At 66.6% G+C, this 17,824-nt stretch carries 13 protein-coding genes; 6 read left to right on the plus strand and 7 right to left on the minus strand.

Annotated features, from left to right (window positions below):
* Nucleotides 1-4: 4 nt before the first annotated feature.
* Entirely contained in the window at nt 5-1,294 is a 1,290-nt protein-coding gene (gene gabT / locus ACSVDO_RS24330; RefSeq protein ID WP_489596883.1) for a 4-aminobutyrate--2-oxoglutarate transaminase, read from the minus strand.
* Nucleotides 1,295-1,387: 93 nt separating this feature from the next.
* On the opposite strand from gabT, the gene pdxR reads away from it, so the two are divergent.
* Nucleotides 1,388-2,923 (plus strand): MocR-like pyridoxine biosynthesis transcription factor PdxR, encoded by a 1,536-nt coding sequence (pdxR, locus tag ACSVDO_RS24335; protein ID WP_332539938.1) that lies wholly within the window; start codon nt 1,388-1,390, stop codon nt 2,921-2,923.
* 58 nt (nt 2,924-2,981) lie between these two features.
* Nucleotides 2,982-3,773: an IclR family transcriptional regulator gene (locus tag ACSVDO_RS24340; RefSeq protein ID WP_489596885.1), complete on the plus strand. Its 792-nt coding sequence runs from the start codon at nt 2,982-2,984 to the stop codon at nt 3,771-3,773.
* A 21-nt stretch (nt 3,774-3,794) separates the two neighbouring features.
* Here ACSVDO_RS24340 and ACSVDO_RS24345 read toward each other — a convergent pair whose 3' ends face one another.
* Complete coding sequence (locus tag ACSVDO_RS24345) at nt 3,795-4,757, minus strand: tripartite tricarboxylate transporter substrate binding protein (protein WP_332549775.1); 963 nt, start codon at nt 4,755-4,757, stop codon at nt 3,795-3,797.
* Nucleotides 4,758-4,812: 55 nt separating this feature from the next.
* A complete protein-coding gene (locus ACSVDO_RS24350) occupies nt 4,813-5,541 on the minus strand; it encodes a ribonuclease activity regulator RraA (protein ID WP_489596887.1) in 729 nt (242 codons plus the stop codon).
* A 106-nt stretch (nt 5,542-5,647) separates the two neighbouring features.
* On the opposite strand from ACSVDO_RS24350, the gene ACSVDO_RS24355 reads away from it, so the two are divergent.
* From ACSVDO_RS24355 to ACSVDO_RS24370, 4 genes are all read left to right on the plus strand, one after another.
* Nucleotides 5,648-6,376 carry a GntR family transcriptional regulator gene (locus ACSVDO_RS24355; RefSeq protein ID WP_332539642.1) on the plus strand — a complete coding sequence of 243 codons (729 nt, stop codon included), beginning with the start codon at nt 5,648-5,650 and terminating at the stop codon, nt 6,374-6,376.
* Between the two features lie 142 nt (nt 6,377-6,518).
* On the plus strand, nt 6,519-8,303 hold the full coding sequence (locus ACSVDO_RS24360) for a cupin-like domain-containing protein (RefSeq protein ID WP_489596888.1): 1,785 nt from the start codon (nt 6,519-6,521) through the stop codon (nt 8,301-8,303).
* A 48-nt stretch (nt 8,304-8,351) separates the two neighbouring features.
* Nucleotides 8,352-9,356 carry a LacI family DNA-binding transcriptional regulator gene (locus ACSVDO_RS24365; RefSeq protein WP_489596889.1) on the plus strand — a complete coding sequence of 335 codons (1,005 nt, stop codon included), beginning with the start codon at nt 8,352-8,354 and terminating at the stop codon, nt 9,354-9,356.
* A gap of 321 nt (nt 9,357-9,677) precedes the next feature.
* Nucleotides 9,678-11,921: a glycoside hydrolase family 3 protein gene (locus ACSVDO_RS24370; protein ID WP_489596891.1), complete on the plus strand. Its 2,244-nt coding sequence runs from the start codon at nt 9,678-9,680 to the stop codon at nt 11,919-11,921.
* 34 nt (nt 11,922-11,955) lie between these two features.
* Here ACSVDO_RS24370 and ACSVDO_RS24375 read toward each other — a convergent pair whose 3' ends face one another.
* The 4 genes from ACSVDO_RS24375 to ACSVDO_RS24390 form a co-directional block, all read right to left on the minus strand.
* The gene (locus tag ACSVDO_RS24375) at nt 11,956-15,042 is read right to left on the minus strand and encodes a response regulator (protein WP_489596893.1); all 3,087 of its coding nucleotides are present in this window, start codon (nt 15,040-15,042) and stop codon (nt 11,956-11,958) included.
* A gap of 324 nt (nt 15,043-15,366) precedes the next feature.
* Nucleotides 15,367-16,134 (minus strand): aspartate/glutamate racemase family protein, encoded by a 768-nt coding sequence (locus tag ACSVDO_RS24380; RefSeq protein ID WP_489596895.1) that lies wholly within the window; start codon nt 16,132-16,134, stop codon nt 15,367-15,369.
* Between the two features lie 20 nt (nt 16,135-16,154).
* The gene (locus ACSVDO_RS24385) at nt 16,155-16,922 is read right to left on the minus strand and encodes a GntR family transcriptional regulator (protein ID WP_332539635.1); all 768 of its coding nucleotides are present in this window, start codon (nt 16,920-16,922) and stop codon (nt 16,155-16,157) included.
* A gap of 13 nt (nt 16,923-16,935) precedes the next feature.
* Entirely contained in the window at nt 16,936-17,823 is an 888-nt protein-coding gene (locus ACSVDO_RS24390; RefSeq protein ID WP_489596897.1) for an ABC transporter permease, read from the minus strand.
* Nucleotide 17,824 lies beyond the last annotated feature (1 nt).

Here is a 17,824-nt window from a genome sequence, read left to right on the forward strand (position 1 = left end):
TTTCTTATGCTGCGACTGCGGCATCCGCCGCGGCCGACACGGCTTCGCCCAGCGTCGCGAGCGCGGCGTCGAACTGGGCGTCGGGGATGGTCAGCGGGTAGAGGAAACGGATCACATTGCCGTGCTGGCCGCAGCTCAGCAGCAGCAGGCCGCGCTGCAGCGCTTCCTTCTGGATGCGCGCCACCAGCGCGCTGTCCGGCGCCTTGGTCTGAGGATCGGCGCACTCCATGGCAATCATGGAACCCAGACCGCGCACGTCGGCGATCGCGGGAATGCGTTCGCGCAGGTCGTTGAGGAACTCCTGCAGGCGTGCGCCCAGCTGCACCGAGCGCGCCAGCAGCTGCTCCTGCTCGATGACGTCGAGCACCGCATGCGCGGCGGCGACGGCCAGCGGGTTGCCCGCATAGGTGCCGCCCAGGCCGCCGGGGTGGGCGGCGTCCATGACTGCGGCGCGGCCGCAGACCGCCGACAGCGGCATGCCGCCCGCGAGGCTCTTGGCCATGGTCATGATGTCGGGGCGCACCGCGTAGTGCTGCATTGCGAACAGCTTGCCCGTGCGGCCGAAGCCGGTCTGCACTTCGTCGGCAATCAGCAGGATGCCATGCTTGTCGCAGACCTGGCGCAGGCCGGCGAACAGCGCGGCATCGGCCACATTGAAGCCGCCTTCGCCCTGCACCGGCTCGACGATGATGGCCGCGACACGGCCGGGCTCGATGTCGCACTTGAACAGGTGCTCGAGCGCATCAAGGCTGTGCTGCACCGACACGCCGCGCAGCGGGGCGGGGAAGGGCAGGTGATAGACCTCGCCCGGAAACGGACCGAAACCGGCCTTGTAGGGCTGGACCTTGCCGGTCAGCGCCAGGCCCATCATGGTGCGGCCGTGAAAGCCGCCGCCAAAAGCGATGACGCCGGGGCGGCCGGTGCTGACGCGGGCGATCTTGATGGCATTCTCGACGGCCTCGGCTCCCGTGGTGAAGAAAGCGGTCTTCCTCGCGCCATCCATCGGCACCAAGGCGTTGAGGCGCTCGGCCAGGGCCACGGCGCTTTCGTAGGGCACGATCTGGAAGGCCGTATGCGTGAAGCGCTGGAGCTGGGCCTGGATGGCGGCGACGACCTTGGGGTGGCGATGGCCGGTGTTGACCACGGCGATGCCCGCGGCGAAATCGGTGTACTGCTTGCCTTCCACGTCCCAGATGGTCGCGTTCTCGGCGCGGTCCGCATAGAACTCGCACAGCACGCCCACGCCACGCGGGGTGGCGTCGAGCCGGCGCTGATCGATCTGCTGGTTGTTCATGGAGGATCTCGTTGGCGGGTGGTTGATGAACGGATTACACAGAGAATCAGTCCTATAATCCAGCGCCACTTTGACCAAAATGGATGGTGCCAATTGAAGTCCCTCAGCGGCGACCTGATCGCCCCCCGGCTGGCACAATTGCGCCGCGAAAAGCCCGCCATGCCGGTCAACCGGCTGCTCTATGAATGCCTGCGCGATGCCATCCACGACGCGAGCCTGCCGGCCGCGACGCGCCTGCCGCCCACGCGCGATCTGGCGCTGCAGGCCGGCATCTCGCGCAATACCGTCATGCATGCCTACGAGCAGCTGATGGCCGAGGGCTATACCAAGGGTCTTACCGGCAGCGGCACCTATGTGGCGCAGCGCATTCCCGACCTGGCGCCGGTCAAGCCCAGCCAGGCGGTCGTGGCCCTGCCCGGCAAGGCCGTGGCGGGGCGGCTGTCTGCGCGCGGGCGCAAGGTTGTCATGAACGCCAAGGCCCAGTCCACGCAGTGGGGTGCCTTCCTGCCCGGCGTGCCCGACGTGACCCAGGTGCCGCATGCCAAGCTTGCGCAGATCACCGCGCGCCTGAGCCGCGAACTGCCGCCCGCGACGCTCAGCTATGCGACCAACGGCGGCTATCCGAAACTGCACCAGAGCCTTGCGGTCTATCTGCGCCAGGCGCGTTCCGTGGTCTGCGAGCCCGGCCAGATCGTCGTCACCGAAGGCGTGCACCAGGCGATCGATCTGATCACGCGCGTGCTGGGCGATGCGGGCGACCATGCCTGGGTCGAGGAGCCCGGGTACTGGGGCACGCGCAGCATCCTGGAAATCAACGGCATACGGCTCAAGCCCATGCCGGTCGACGCCGAAGGCATGCGCTTTGCGCGCAACGCCGCGGGCAAGCCGCCGCGCTTTGCGTTTGTCACGCCTTCGCACCAGTACCCGCTGGGCCCGGTCATGAGCCTGGCGCGCCGGCTCGATCTGCTGGCCTATGCGACGCGCCACGGCACCTGGGTGGTCGAGGACGACTACGACAGCGAATTTCGTTTCTCCGGCCACCCCGTGGCCTCGCTGCAAGGCCTGCTTCCTGGCGCTCCGGTGATCTATGTGGGCACGTTCAGCAAGACGCTCTACCCTGGGCTGCGCATGGCCTACATGGTCGTGCCCGCGCCGTTTGCCGCAGCGTTTCGCACCGCGCAATCGGAGCTGTACCGCGGCGGCCACATGCTGCAGCAGGCCGCGCTGGCCGAGTTCATGGACAGCGGCCAGTACGCCGCCCATATCCGCCGCATGCGCCTCATCTATTCGGCGCGCCGCGCCTATCTGATGGGGCTGGTCGAACAGTCGCTGGGGCCTGGCTGGGTGCATGAATACGACAGCAATGCGGGCCTGCATCTGGTGCTGTCGCTGCCGCCGGGCAGCGACGACGTGGCGATTGCCGCGGACGCCGCGGCCCAGGGCGTGATCGCCCGGCCGCTGTCGAACTACTATCTGGGCCGCAACCCCCGCCCGGGACTGATGCTGGCCTTCGCCAGCATTCCCCAGGAGGAAATGCTGGCGCCGTGGCGCATCGTCGCGCGCTGCATTCTCAAGGCGTGCGGCAAGCGGGCCGAGCCGCCTGTCGCCACGCCAACGCGGTGCGCTTGAAGTATTGAAATAAGATACAAACACTTTTGGAAACAGTTCAGAGAAGGTACGTGCCTGAATGGGAAACCCCGTGACGCCGGATGCCGCCGACGAGTCGGCCGAGAAAAAGGATTTCCTGTACGTGGCAGCCGTGGAACGCGCGATGCGCGTGCTCGAAGCCTTTGCGGCCAGGCCGGGCGATCTGGGGCTGACCGAGCTCGCCGAGATGACGGGCCTGGGCAAAAGCGCGGCCCAGCGCTTTGTTTTCACCTGGGAAAAGCTCGGCTACCTGACGCGCGATCCGGCCTCGCGCCGGCTGCGCATGACGCCCAGGGCGGTCGAACTGGGCCATTCGTATCTGAAAGGCGATCCCTTGATCGCGCAGGTCGCGCCGCATCTGGGCGTGCTGCGCGATCAGTTCGGCCTGGCCGTCAACCTGAGCATGCGCCGCGGCGACGACATGGTCTACCTGCTGCGCCTGCCCAGCCGCCAGCTCACGCTGTCCGAGATGCTGCCCGGTCGCCGCCTGCCGGCCTGGTCCAATGCGAGCGGCCGCATGCTGCTGACGCAGTGCAGCGATGAGGAACTGCGCGCCATCTATCAACGCCAGCCGCCGCTGGCGTTCACGCCGCGCACCACCACCGATCTGGGATCGCTGCTGGGCGAGATTGCGAAGGCGCGCGCCGATGGCTATGTGATCACCCAGCACCAGATGAACATGCACCAGATCGGCGTCGCCGTGCTGGCCACCGTGTCTTCGGGCGCGCAGGTGGCGATAGGCATGTCGACCACGCTGGACGACTATTCGCCGGCCCGCGTCGAAACCGACCTCGTGCCCGCGCTGTTCAGGGCGGCGGCGGCGCTGCGCTGACGCGCGCGCCGCGCCGCGGTTTCATTCGGGCTGAATCCCCGCGTCCTTTGCGACCTTGCCCCATTTGACCGACTCGGACGCGATGAAGTCGCTGAACTGCTGCGCCGAGCCCGCGCCCGGCTCGATGCCTGCATCGACCAGCGTCTTGCGCACATCGGCGAGCTGCAGGATGCGGTTGACCTCGGCATTGAGCTTGCCGACCACGGCCTTGGGCGTGCCCGCGGGCGCGAGCAGTCCGCCCCAGGTGCTGGTTTCATAGCCCGCGATGCCTGCTTCCTGCATCGTGGGAACGTTGGGAAACACCGCCGAGCGCTTGGGCGATGTCACGGCGAGTGCGCGCAGGCGATCGGAATTCACCTGGGTTTTGACCGCGGCCACCGTGTCGAACATCATCGTCGTGCGGCCGCTGATCAGGTCGGGATGGGCCAGCGTGCTGCCCTTGTAGGGCACATGCGTGATGTCGATGCCGGCCAGAGTCTTGAACAGCTCGCCCGACATGTGGGGCGCGCCGCCCTTGCCGCTGGAGGCAAACGTCATCTCGCCCGGATGGGACTTGCCGTGGGCCACCACGTCCTTGACGCTCTTGAAGGGTGCGGAGGGCGAGACCACGAGAACCAGCGGAACGACATGGGTCAGCGCGACCGGCTCGAAGCTCTTGATGGTGTCGAACGGCAGCTTCTTGAACAGGCTGGGATTGATCGCGTGGCTGCTCGCGACCAGGGCCAGCGTATGGCCATCGGGCGCGGCCTTGGCGATCGCTTCCGTGCCGATGATGCCGGACGCGCCCGCGCGGTTCTCGATCACCACCGATTGGCCCCAGGCCTCGCCCATTTTCTGGCCTATCAGGCGTGCGGCCAGGTCGATCGCGCCGCCGGGCGAGGAGGGCACGACGATGGTGATGGGCTTGGTCGGGAAATTCTGTGCGAGTGCGGGCACGGCGAATGTGCTGCCAAGCAATGCAAGGGCTACGGTGGCGCGAATCATGGATGTCTCCTCGTTGGCTGCGTGAACTGTTGCGGGAAATGCGCGGCTGGCGTTCTCAGCGGCCGTTGGCCGCACGCCACTGGGCAAAGTCATCCAGCGTCTGCGGCTGGGTCGCGGGATAGAGGCCGATGATCGAGCGGCCGTTTTGTACCTGCTCGGCGACGAAGTCCTCGAAGGCCGTCATGCCGGTGGCTTCCACGGCGATCTCCTCGGCGAGATGCGCCGGGATGACCACCACGCCGTCGCCATCGCCCACCACGATGTCGCCCGGAAACACGGGCGCGTCGCCGCAGCCGATGGGAACGTTGATGTCGATCGCCTGGTGCAGCGTCAGGTTGGTCGGCGCGGAAGGGCGTGTATGGAAGGCGGGAATCTCCAGCGCTGCAATTTCGGGCGCGTCGCGAAAGCCGCCGTCGGTGACCACGCCGGCCACGCCGCGCACCTGTAGCCGGCGGATCAGGATCGCACCCGCAGACGCGGCGCGCGCATCCTTTCGGCTGTCGAACACCAGCACCGCACCCGGCGGGCAGTCTTCCACGGCCTTGCGCTGGGGATGGGCAGGGTTGGTGAACTCGGCCAGCGTGTTCAGGTCTTCGCGCGCCGGCATGTAGCGCAGCGTGAAGGCGGGGCCGACCATCGTCGGCTTGGCGCTGCCACCCACGGGCACCGTGCCCTGGATGACCTGGTTGCGCAGCCCGCGCTTGAACAGGCAGGTGCACAGCGTGGCGATGCTGACTTTTTGCAGCAGGGAGATGGTGGTCGGGGAAACGCTGGAGGAATTCATGAAGCAGGTCCATCAAAATTGTTCTGCATTCTAGTGTTCTAGAATGCGTTAACGTTTTCGGGGGAAACCCTTGTCTTAGAATCAAAATTTCCTTCTCGCAATATTCATGGCCCGTCCCAGCTTTGTCTCCGCCGCCACCTTGGAAGGCATTGCGTCGCTGCAGCCGTATGACTCGGCCGAAGGCCGGGGCAAGGCCGCGGACTTCGTCTACGCCGCCCTGCGCCGCGCCATCGTCGAATGCACGCTGCCGCCCGGTGCGGCGCTCAACGAGCCGGTGGTGGCCGAGCGATTCGGGGTGAGCCGCAGCCCGGTGCGCGAAGCGTTCAGGGCGCTGGCCGCCGACGGTCTGCTGGACATCTTTGCGCAGCGCGGAACCTTTGTTTCGCGCCTGCAGCGCGAGTCGCTCAACGACGCGCTGTTCGTGCGCGAGGCCATAGAGTGCGCCGCCGTGCGGCTCGCGGCCAACGCCCCCCTGGCCGACAGGAAAGCGCTGGCCAGGATCGTCGAGCGCCACCGCGCGGCGCTGCGCCTCGAGGACCGTGACGCGAGCCTGGCGGCCGATGAGGATTTCCACCGCACCATCGTGCTGCTTGCCGGCCATGCCTCGGCCTGGAGCGTGGTGCTGTCGGCCCGAACGCGGCTCGAGCGCTTGCGCCGCCTGGCCAACAAGACCATACGCGGCAGCGAGGAGTCCGTGGAGTTCCACGACCAGATCGTCCAGGCCTTGGTTGCGGGCGACGCCGACCTGGCGGAGAAGCTGCTGCGCGAACATATCCGGCTGGTCAGCGGATTCATCGACCGGCTGGCCGAGATCTATCCGGCCTATGTGGCCTGAGTGGCGTGCCGGCCCGGTGGCGCGCGGGCCAATGCATTGACGCGTGCTCCACTGCCGCGCGCCGGCCGGCTTCAAGGCCGCGCTTGCCCGGCAATATCGGCAAGAATCGGGCATTCCAGTTCCATTCCTACCGGGAGCGCATGTGAAGACCTCGGCCCTGAACCCTGATATCGGCTTTGTCGTCGACGCGCCCCATGCCGACGCGGCGCTGGTCATCGCCTTCGGCTTTGCAAGCTGGGACGCGCTCAACGCTTTCGATTTCGACGGGCGCACGCTGAAACTGGCCGAATGCACGGGCGTCGCGCTCAACCGCATTCTGGTGCGCGACACCGCCAATCTCTGGTACCAGCACGGCGTCAGCGGCCTGGGCCGGGACGCAGACGAAGTGGCAGCGGCGTTGCGCGACTGGATCGCGCGCCTGCGCCCGCGCTCGGTCAGCACGCTGGGCCAGTCCATGGGCGGTTACGCGGCCATCCTGTTCGGCGCCCTGCTGGGCGCGGACCGGGTGCTGGCCTTCGGTCCCCTGTCGTATCTGCGGTCTGACTGGGCGCGGCGCGACGGCGACACGCGCTGGCTGCCGGCCTTCGACAAGCTGCAGCGTTTTCCACCTGCCCGCCTCTATGACGATCTGCCCGCATTGCTCGCGGCCACGCCGCGGCTGCCGGCGATACGCGTGGTGATCGGGTCGGCCAGCGCGCCAGGGGAGGCACAGAACCTCGACCGGCTGCATGCGCAGCGACTGGCCGCGTCGGCCGCGGTCTCGGTGCAGGAGTTTGCCCAGGCGCCGCATGCGGTCGTGCAATGGCTGATCGAGCAGGGGCGCATTGACGCATTGCTCCGGCAATGGCTGCTGCCGGATGCCAGCGCGCTGCCGTCGCCGGCGGAAAATGCCGCCCGCAATGCAGGCGCGCCCCCGGACGATGCGCGCGCCGCACCTGCGTTCACCGATGCCTGGCGCAGCTGGATCGCCGAGAACCTGGCGCTGGGAGTCGCTGCCGACACCTTGCTGCCCACGCTGGTGGAGCATGGCTTGCACGTCGGCGAGGCGCAACGCGAACTGGACAAGGCGGCGCGCAGCCCCTACCTCGCACCGGCGCGGCGGCTGGCGCAACGCGTGCGCAAGCGCGAATGGGTGCTCGAGGCCCAGCGCAAGCTGCGCCCGCCGCAGCCGGTGATCGAACGCCGCCACCGCCTGCCGCGCGACATGTTCCTGCGCGAGTACTACAGCGCCAATCGCCCGGTGATCATCACCGGCATGATGGATGACTGGCCCGCGCGCAACTGGACGCCCGAAGACCTGGCCGTGCGGTTCTGCGCGCAGCAGGTGCAGGTCCAGGCGGGGCGCAACGCCAATGCCCGCTATGAAATCGAGGGCGCCCAGCACAGGAAAACACTGCGCTTCGGCGATTTCATGCAGCAGGTGATGCATGGCGGGGAAAGCAACGACATCTACATGACCGCCAACAATGTGGGTGCCAACGCCCAGGCCATGGCGGGCCTGTGGGACGGCATCGTGCAGATCCCGGAGTACCTCGACGCCAGCGACCCGGCCAACCGCGGCTTCTTCTGGATAGGCCCGGCCGGCACCATCACGCCCACCCACCATGATCTGACCAACAACTTCATGGCCCAGATCCTGGGCCGCAAGCGCGTGCGGCTGGTCGACAGCCTGCAGGCCGCGCGCATCCATAATTCGCTGCATGTCTACAGCGACGTGGACCTGGAGGCGATCGACTACGCGCGCTTTCCCGCGATGCGCGCGGTGACGGTGCTGGAATGCGACCTCGCGCCCGGAGAGTTGCTGTTCATTCCCGTAGGCTGGTGGCACTATGTGCGCAGCCTCGACATCAGCGTCACCGTCACTTTCGTGAACTTCCTGTTCGACAATGACTTCTCGTCGATGTACACCACCTATCAGGCGGTCTGAGCCGACGACGGCGCTGCGCTGCAGGATGCTTGCCCAACGAAACAGAACATGAACATTCCCCGCAAGCGCGCTCCCACCATCCGCGACGTGGCCCTGGCCGCGGGCGTTTCCACGGCCACGGTCTCCAAGTTCGTCAACGCCAGCCAGCGTTTCAGCGTCGAGGTCGAAGCGCGCATCAGCCAGGCGGTGACCCAGCTCGGCTGGTCGCTCAACCCCATGGCCAGGGGAATGAACACGGGGCTCACGGGCAACGTGGGCATCGTGCTGCAGGACATCCGCAACCCGCACTTCACGAGCATGGTCAAGGGAGCGGCGCGCGAGGCGGCGAAGGTGCAGATGAATCTCATCGTCGCCGACGCCGCCGAGACCCGGGAGCCCGAACTTGCGGTGCTCAAGGCGCTGTCGCGCCGCGTCGACGGCCTGATCGTGAGCGCGCGCCTGCCGCTGCCGGTGATCGAGGCCTTGCTCGCGGGCAGCACGCCCGTGGTGTTCTACGGCGGCCCGTCGCCCGACGCGGCCCACCACAGCGTGTGCTGCGACAGCTATCAGGCGGGACGCATCCTGGGACGGCATCTGCGCGACCGCGGCTACCGCCGCATCAGCTACATCGCCTTTCCGACGGCGCGCTGGAGCGACGAGCGCTGGCAGGGTGTGCAGCAGGCGTTCCAGGGGCAGGACGCGCAGTTCACGCAATTCGAGGCGACAGCGCCGGTGAGCGAGGAGGGCGAACGACTGGCCTCGGTGGTCCTGCTGTCGGGCGAGATGCCCGATGCCGTGGTCGCTTTCAATGACCTGCTGGCCCTGGGACTGATGTCCGAGGCCAGGGCGCTGGGCGTGCAAGTGCCCGGGCAGGTCGCGATCGCGGGTTTCGACAACATCGCCTATGGGCGCTTTTGCAGTCCGGCGCTGACCAGCGTGGACATGATGAGCGAAGCCGTCGGTGAGGTGGCGATGCGCCGGCTGGTGCAGGCCATCCAGGGCACGCGCGGCAGCGAGGTGGATGTGCTCACGAGCCGGCTGGTGGTCAGGGAGTCGACCGCCGTTTCATCCTAGGGAAAGTCCCGGGGTGAAGATATTGACCAAGTTAACGTTACCAAGCACTATCCGCACCGGCCCTTGCGGTTTTTTTTCAACAGCAGGTTAACCGGTTTCCCAAAGAAGCTTGGTTGACTTTCAGACCCCACCGATACGGTTTGAATTGCGTGTGGGAAATTTGGTTTTTGAAGGTTAACCGGTTACTAGGCTGTCTGTCTTTGGCATTCCGACCGCCCCGATCGACAGCCAGCGCGCGTGCACCCCGCACCGATTCCTCGCGAGAAGCGATTTTTCCAAGGAGACCCCGAAATGCAAAAAACAAGCCCACAGCGCCCCGCAATGCGGCGCGTATCCCTGGCGGCCAAGCTGTGCCTGAGCGGCGTGGCCGGCCTGACCTTGCTCGCCGCCTGCGGCGGCGGCGATGGCGACGATGCAACGACCCAACCGGTGATAGGCGCGCGCGCCAAGGCCGTGCTGACGCTCGACGGCCGGCAGTTCAAGGACTCGAACGGCAACGGCCGGCTTGACCCCTACGAAGACTGGCGCCTGCCGGTCAGCGAGCGCATAGACAACCTCGTGGCACAGATGACGCTGGAGGAAAAGGCCGGGCTGATGCTGATCAACACCTTGAACGCCGACGCGGGCGGCAAGGTGCCGGCCGCGGCGACCGACATGGTGCAGACGCAGAAGATGAGCCGCTTCATCTTCCGCAGCGTGGTCACGGTCCCGGCCACCGGTGCCCAGGTGACGCCGCAGCAGGCCGCGGTCTTCACCAATGCGGTGCAGGAAATGAGCGAGGCCACGCGCCTGGGCATCCCGACGATCTTCAAGTCCAACGCGCGCAACCATTATGAAAAGGACCCGCGCGTGGGCATCAATGAAGCCGCGGGTGCGTTCACCGAGTTTCCCAAGGAGGCGGGCCTGGCGGCCGCGGCGCTGGGCGCGGGCGACATGGCGCCGATTCGCGATTTCGCCACTGTGATGGGCGATGAATGGAAGTCCATAGGCCTGCGCGGCATGTATGGCTACATGGCCGACCTGTCGACCGAGCCGCGCTGGTACCGCGTGCACGAGACCTTCACCGAGAATGCCGACCTGAACGCCGACATCATGCGCAGCCTGGTGCAGACCCTGCAGGGCCGTGAGGTCAAGGACGGCACCTCCGTGACCCCGCGCTCGGCGGTGGCGCTCACGCTCAAGCATTTCCCCGGCGGCGGGCCGCAGGAGATGGGCCTGGACCCGCACTACGCGCATGGCAAGAACCAGGTCTACCCCGGCGGCAACTTCGGCTACCACCTCAAGCCCTTCATCGCCGCGCTCGATGCGGGCGTCTCGTCCGTCATGCCCTACTACGGTGTGCCCATCAATGTGACCTACGAAGGCGTGGCCTACGAGCAGACCGGCATGGCGTTCTCCAAGCAGATCGTGACCGACCTGCTGCGCGGCAAGCTGGGCTTCAAGGGCTATGTGAATTCGGACACCGGCATCATCAACGACCGCGCCTGGGGCCTGGAGAAGAAGTCCGTGCCCGAGCGCGTCGCGGCGGCGATCAACAGCGGCACCGAAACCCTGTCGGGCTTCAGCGAAAACAAGACCATCACCGATCTCGTCAAGGCCGGCCTGGTCACCGAAGCCCGCGTGACCGAGGCCGCCAGGCGCCTGCTCAAGGAGCAGTTCCAGCTGGGCCTGTTCGAGAACCCCTATGTCGATGCCGGCCTGGCGGACGCAATCATAGGCAAGGACGCGCACCGCAGCGCGGGCATGGACCTGCAGCGCAAGTCGGTGGTGCTGCTGCAGAACCAGGCCCAGGCGGACGGCAGCAAGACGCTGCCGCTCAAGGCGCAGGCCAAGGTCTACACCATGGGCCTGGCCAGGACGGACACCGAGAAATACGGCTACCAGGTCACCGATGGCGAGGCGCTGGTCGGCGGTGCGCGGCCCAGCGCGGCCGGCCATGACTATGCGGTGATTCGCGTGGAAGTCTCCAACAACAAGCTCGTGCCCGGCACCACCACGCGCGCGGCCAGCACCTACCGCAGCAACGATGCCGCCACCGGCGGCCGCATCAATCCCGCGACCGGCCGCAGCTGGGGCTTCGACGACCGCTGCGTCAACAGCGCCGCCTACTCGGCGGCCGATGCGACCAAGCCCTGCCTCGATGACGGCCTGGCCTTCGGCGGCTCGCTGCCCTGGGAGAACGGCATGCTGTCGTTCACCGAGATGGCCAAGGCCCAGTCCTGGCTGGTATCGCCTTCGCTGGAGCAGATCCAGGCGGTGATGAACGAGGTGGGCGCGAAGAAGACCGTGCTGGCGATCTACTTCCGCCAGCCCTATGTGCTTGACGACGCCAGCGGCCTGAAGAACGCGGGCGCGATCGTCGCGGGCTTCGGCATCAGCAACACGGCGCTGCTCGACGTGCTGGGCGGCAAGGTGCTGGGCACCGCAGCGGCGGTCAAGCCCCAGGGCAAGATGCCGTTCGCGCTGGCCAACAATTCGCAGGCCATTCTGGACAACCAGCCCGATGCACCCGGCTATCCGCAAAAGGACACGCTGTTTCCCTATGGCTTCGGCTTGACATACTGAGAGGAGCGTCCCCGCCTGGGCGGGGGCGCAGTCCTCACAGCGGATTTTTGATGGCCTGGCGCAGCTGCACCGCGAGTGCGCATTCGGCCAGCAGCTGCGCCGTGGTGTAAGGCTTGACCACATAGCGCGTCGCACTGGGCAGCCCCAGATGGTGCGTGGGCGACGCGCCGCTGGCGAACACGATGCCCAGATGCGGCTGCAGCGCCACGGCCTTGTGCGCCAGCTCGGCGCCGTCCATGTCAGGCAGACCGATGTCCAGCACCAGGGCATCGAATTTCGCCTGCGTGTTCAGCAGCGCGAATGCCTGCTTGGCATTGGCGGCCTCGCTGACCTCATGGCCCGACATGCGCAATTGTTCGGCGGTGGAAGTGCGGATGAGATCGTCGTTTTCCACCACCATCAGCTTGAGCCTGGCAGCCGGGACCGCATTCGCACCTTGCACGATGTCGGCAATGCACTGGCGGCGTTGCGCCTCCTCGCCGATGACATGGCGGATGCGGCGCGCCAGCGCTTCGCGGGTATAGGGCTTGGACAGCAGTTCGACGCCCTCATCGAGCCTGCCGCCATGCACGATGGAGTTCTCGGTATAGCCCGAAGTGAAGAGCACGGCCAAAGAGGGCAGGCGTTGCTTGGCCTTGCGCGCCAGCTCGCGGCTGCGCAGCTTGCCGGGCATCATCACATCGGTGAACAGCACATCGATGTGCACGCCGCTGTCGACCACCGTGAGCGCACTGTCTGCATCCTTGGCGCGCAGCACGCGGTAGCCCAGACCGAGCAGCGTGGCGACGGCCGCTTCGCGCACATCCTCATCATCTTCCACGACCAGCACCGTCTCGCTTCCGCCCTGGACCGGCCCATTGGACCAGTTGATGGGCGCAGGATCCTCATCCTGATTGGAGCGCGGAAGGTAGAGCTTGACCGTCGTGCCTTCGCCCAGTTCGCTGTAGACCGCGGCGTGACCGCCGGATTGCTTCACGAAGCCGTACACCATGGAAAGTCCCAGGCCCGTGCCTTTGCCCTCGGGTTTGGTGCTGAAAAACGGCTCGAATGCGCGCTCCAGCACTTCGGTAGACATTCCGGAGCCGGTATCGGTCACTGCAATGACGACGTATTGACCGGGCTTCAAATCCTCATGCCGCTCGCAATACTGGAAGTCGAGCAGGGCATTGCCGGCTTCAATGGTCAGCTTGCCCCTGCCGTTCATCGCGTCACGCGCATTGATGGCCAGATTGAGCACGGCGTTCTCCACCTGGCTGGGATCGGCCATGGTGTTCCACAGTCCGCCCGAGATCACGGTCTCGAGCTCTATGCTTTCACCCAGCGCGCGGCACAGCATGTCTTCCAGGCCGCGGATGAACTTGCCGACGCTGACCACCTTGGGCTCCAGCGGTTGGCGCCGGCCGAATGACAACAGTTGCGAAGCCAGCTTGGCGCCACGCGTCACGCCGCCCATCGCCCCCTCGATGCGCTTGATGGCGTCGGGATTGGACTGCAGCATGAAGCCGAGAATCTGCAGGTTGGCGCTGATGACTTGCAATGAGTTGTTGAAATCATGCGCCACTCCGCCGGTGAGCGCGCCCAGCGCCTCCATTTTCTGCGCCCGCTGCAGCGCGCGTTCGGCCAACGATCGTTCTTCCGCCTCGCGGCGCAGGCGCTCGAGCGCCTGCTCCAGCTCCGCCGTTCTTTCCTTGACATGGCCTTCGAGCGTGGCATTGATATGGCGCAGCGCGTCTTCGGCATTCTTTTGATGCGTCACATCGTAGCCATCGACAAAAATGCCTTCGACCTTGCCGTCGATGAAGATTGGCTGATAGATCAGGTGCAGGAACCGTTCCTCCTGCCTGTCGCCGCGGTTGAGCCGCACCGACATCGCCTCGCCTTTGAAGGTCTCGCCCGTTTTGTAGACCTTGTCCAGCAGCTCGAAATAGCCTTGGCCCGTGACGTCGGGAAGCACTTCGCGCACGGTGCGCCCCACGATGTCGCGCGGACCGACCAGGCTCTGATAGGCGTCGTTCGCCAGCTCGAAGACATGCTGCGGCCCGGACAGCAGGGCCATGAAGCTGGGCGCCTGTTTGAACATCGCATGAAACCGGTCGCGCTGCGCGGTCCGCAGCAGCACTTCCTTCGACAGGCTCTCGTTGACCTTGGCCAGATTGTCGGCAGCTTCCTGGCGCAAGGCCAGGGCATCGTTCAAGGCCTCGGTGCGCAGCTTGGCGGTCTCGAAGCCTTCTATCGTGGTCCAGCGTGCGGCGATCTGCCCCACGAACAGCTTCAGGAAACTTTGGTAGTCGTCGTCAAAGCGCCGGTAGGGATTCAAGCCGACGACGAATGCGCCCACGGGATATTCATTGCCCGCGGCATTCATGCAGATCACAGCCGCTTGCCTGGTAGCGATGTCGCCCGCGCCTTTGGGTAGGTTCTCGGCGCCATCCAGGTCGACGATGAACGGTTCCTGGGATTGGCCGGCCGAAGCCAGGCTCCAGCGCGCGATGTCGACGCTGCCGCCCAGATCCTCGTAGACGGGCCGGGCTTTGCCATCGGCATCGAATTCATACAAGGCGCTGAACAGAATGCTCCCGTGGGCCTTCTTTGCCTCCTGCGCGACGGCCTGGAAGAAGACGTCGAATCGGTCCGCCGTGGCAATCGCGCCGGCCAGGGATTCCAATGACTCCAGCCGGTCCACACTGATGACGCGTTCGGTCTCTTCACTGACGGCGCAGAAGATGCCCTCGACCTTGTCGGTGTCGCCGACCAGCGGGCTGTATGAAAAGGTGTGATAAGTCTCTTCCGCATAGCCATGGCGGTGCAGTATGAGCTTCAGCGCACGATCCCATGTGGCTTCGCCATGCGCATAGACCCGGCGCAGACGCGGCTCGATCTCCGGCCAGATCTCCGGGTACAGTTCGCGCGTCGGCATGCCCAGCGCGTATTCGTGCTTGCTGCCCAGCGTGGGCCGGTAGGCATCGTTGTAGAGAAAGGCGATGTCGGGCCCCCAGCCTACCCACATCTCGAACTTCGAGGTCAGCAGGATGCGCACCGCAAGCTTGAGCGCCTGCGGCCATTGCCGCGGATCACCCAGGCTGGTGGATGTCCAGTCGTGGCTGCGCATCTGCCTGGCCATATCGCTGTCACCTACAAAGATACGCTCAAGTGCTTTGTGGTCGTCCACAGTCATGCCTTCAGTGCTGGTGCACAAATGTGTTGAGGATCTGCAGCGCGGGCTCTCGGCGGCGAAAGCCCATGGCTGCCACCCTGGGATAGTGGAATGGTCCGGAGGTTCAGGCTGAAAAACGGTCATCGTCCAGCGCGGAAGATAGCGCGACAGTTTAGCCAATATGGCGTGCTCCAACCTGTCGGCCCCGGCCTGCTGAGGGCGTGGGGCAAAGCCGGTCCACGTTTCGCCGCAAGGCGTGGCTGCGGGCCAGCGCCTACCGTGGGGTTGGCGTCAGCGCCCGCTGTCCATGGCGTGCATGCCAAGCGCTGCACCCAACCGCACCATCTCGGCCGAGACCCCGGCCCAGGCCACATCGAACCCTGCCAGCCTGCGCTCGGGCGGCACGGGATGGGCGCGCAAGGCCCAGGTGGCACCGGCGATCACGCTGTCGATCACCGGCACCGCCACTTGCGGCTGCACCGCCGCAGCCATGCCCGCGAGCCCGGCGCCGCCCAATATCACGGCCTGCACGCCCATCTGCCGCACCACATCGCGGCAGGCCTGGGCCAGCAGCGTGCGCGCGGCCTGCGGGTCGGCCGCGAGCTGGGCCCCGGTGGGCGCCACGGTGTGTATGCCTGCAAGTGCATGCGCCTGGCCCAGCTGCTGCGCCAGGCGCTGCAGCATGGGGCCCCAGCGCTCGCCGCCGGTCACGATGGCAAAACGGCCATGGCGCGCGGCTTCTATGAAGGACGCCTCGGCCAGTCCGGTGATGGGCACGGGGCTGCTTTCGCGCAAGGCCATCAGGCCGGGGTCGCCAAAGCAGCCGATCAACACCGCGTCGGGCTTTGCCTGCAGCTGGGCGAGGTCATGGGACCAGGCATCGAGCGCCGCATGGGCGGCCACGGCGTAGCTGGCTTCGCAGGCAATGTACGGTGCGCCGAAGCGCGCCGTGGCGGTGCGCACCGCGACATGCGAGCCCGCCGCGGCCTGCACATGCCGCTGCAGCAGCGCGCTGACGCCGGCTGAAGTGTTGGGGTTGATGACCAGCAGTTGGCGCATGGTTTGCAAGGCCTTGGCCATCAGCCGCCGCTCAGCAGCCGGGTCAGGTCCAGGGTGTCGGCGGCCGCAGGCGTGAATTCGAGCTGCGACTCGATGCGCACCAGATGGTCAAGCATGCGGCGCGCGGCCTCGTTGGCGTCGCGCAGGCGGATGGCATCTATCAGCGCGCGGTGCTCGCGGCAGCCGCAGGCCGTGGCTTCCTCGCGGGTCTGGGCATGCGAGGGGCTGTAGGTCATCAGGATCAGCGAAGTGCGCGAAACCAGCTCGCGCAGGATGCGACCCAGCGTCTGGTGGCCCGCGGCCTGGGCGATCTGCAGGTGGAAGTCGCCCGACAGGCGGATCGCGCGGCGCATGTCGCCGCTGGCGCGCGCCGCCTCCTCGTCGGCTATGCAGGCGCGCAGCGCGGCGATGTCGGCGTCGGTCGCATTGGCGATGAACAGCTGCACCAGGCGCGGCTCGAGCAGGCGGCGCGCCTCGAAGACTTCGAGCGCCTCCTGCGGCGTGGGCTGGGCAATCGATGCCCCGCGGTTGGGCGTGAGCGTGACCACCTGCTCGTTGGCCAGCCGCACCAGCACGGGCCGCACGCGCGTGCGCGACACGCCGAACGCGCTCGCGAGCTTGTCTTCGACCAGCTTGGTGCCCGGCGGCAGGCGGTGGTCCAGGATGGCCGACACCATGCGCTCGTACATGTCGTTGTCGCTGAGCTGGCCGCTGGCGTCGGGCGCGGTCGGCGGCGGGGAGGCCAGGGCGCGCGCGCGCCGGGGCTTGAGAGGGGTTGTCGTCGTCATATGGGTTGCGTTTTCAACTGGGGCGGCCCTGGCCGCGGCGGCCCAGGGCCCAGACCAGCGCCAGCGTGATGCCCATGACCACGAACGACACCAGGGTCGTCAGCGTGCCCAGCGCATAGATGGACGGCGTGGTCACGGTGCTGGTCAGGCCCTGCAGTTCCAGCGGCAAGGTGTTCACATCGCCAATGGCCTGCGAGGTGCGCGCGATCTCGTCCCAGCTCAGCGTGAAGCCGAACATGCCTATGCCCACGACCGAGGGCGCGATCAGCGGCAGCACCACATGCGCAAAGCCCTGCCAGGGCGTGGCGCCCAGGTCGCGCGCGGCCTCTTCGTAGGCCGGGTTGAAGCGGTTGAACACCGCGAACATGATGAGCAGGCCGAAGGGCAGGGTCCAGGTCAGGTGCGCGCCCAGCGCCGAGGTGTAAAGGCCCAGCGCCGTGCCGTAGCCCTCGAGCGCGCTTTCCATGCCCAGCCATTCGAACGCGGCCTTGATGGCGTTGTCGATCAGCCGGAACTCCAGCCCTATGCCCAGCGACACGATGATGGACGGCATGATGAGGCTGGCGACGACAATGAAGAACAGCGCGTTGCCGCCGGCCAGCCGCTTGCGGAACGCCAGGCCGGCGAGCACCGACAGCACCACGGTGCTGAGCATCACCGCCGCGCCCAGGCCCAGCGAGCGCCACAGTGCCGCGCCTATGTCCACCACGCCCAGGCCCTCGGCGAGCTTGCGGAACCAGTGCAGCGACAGTCCGCGCAGCGGAAACGTGAGTCCGCCTTCGGGGCCCTGGAAACTCAGCACGAAGATGACCAGCATGGGGCCGTACATGAACAGCACGAACAGGCTGAATGCGATGGCCAGCGGCCAGAAGCTCGCGGGGCGGGTTTCGCGGATTTTCATT

It is taken from the genome of Comamonas sp. DB36 (assembly GCF_057914905.1).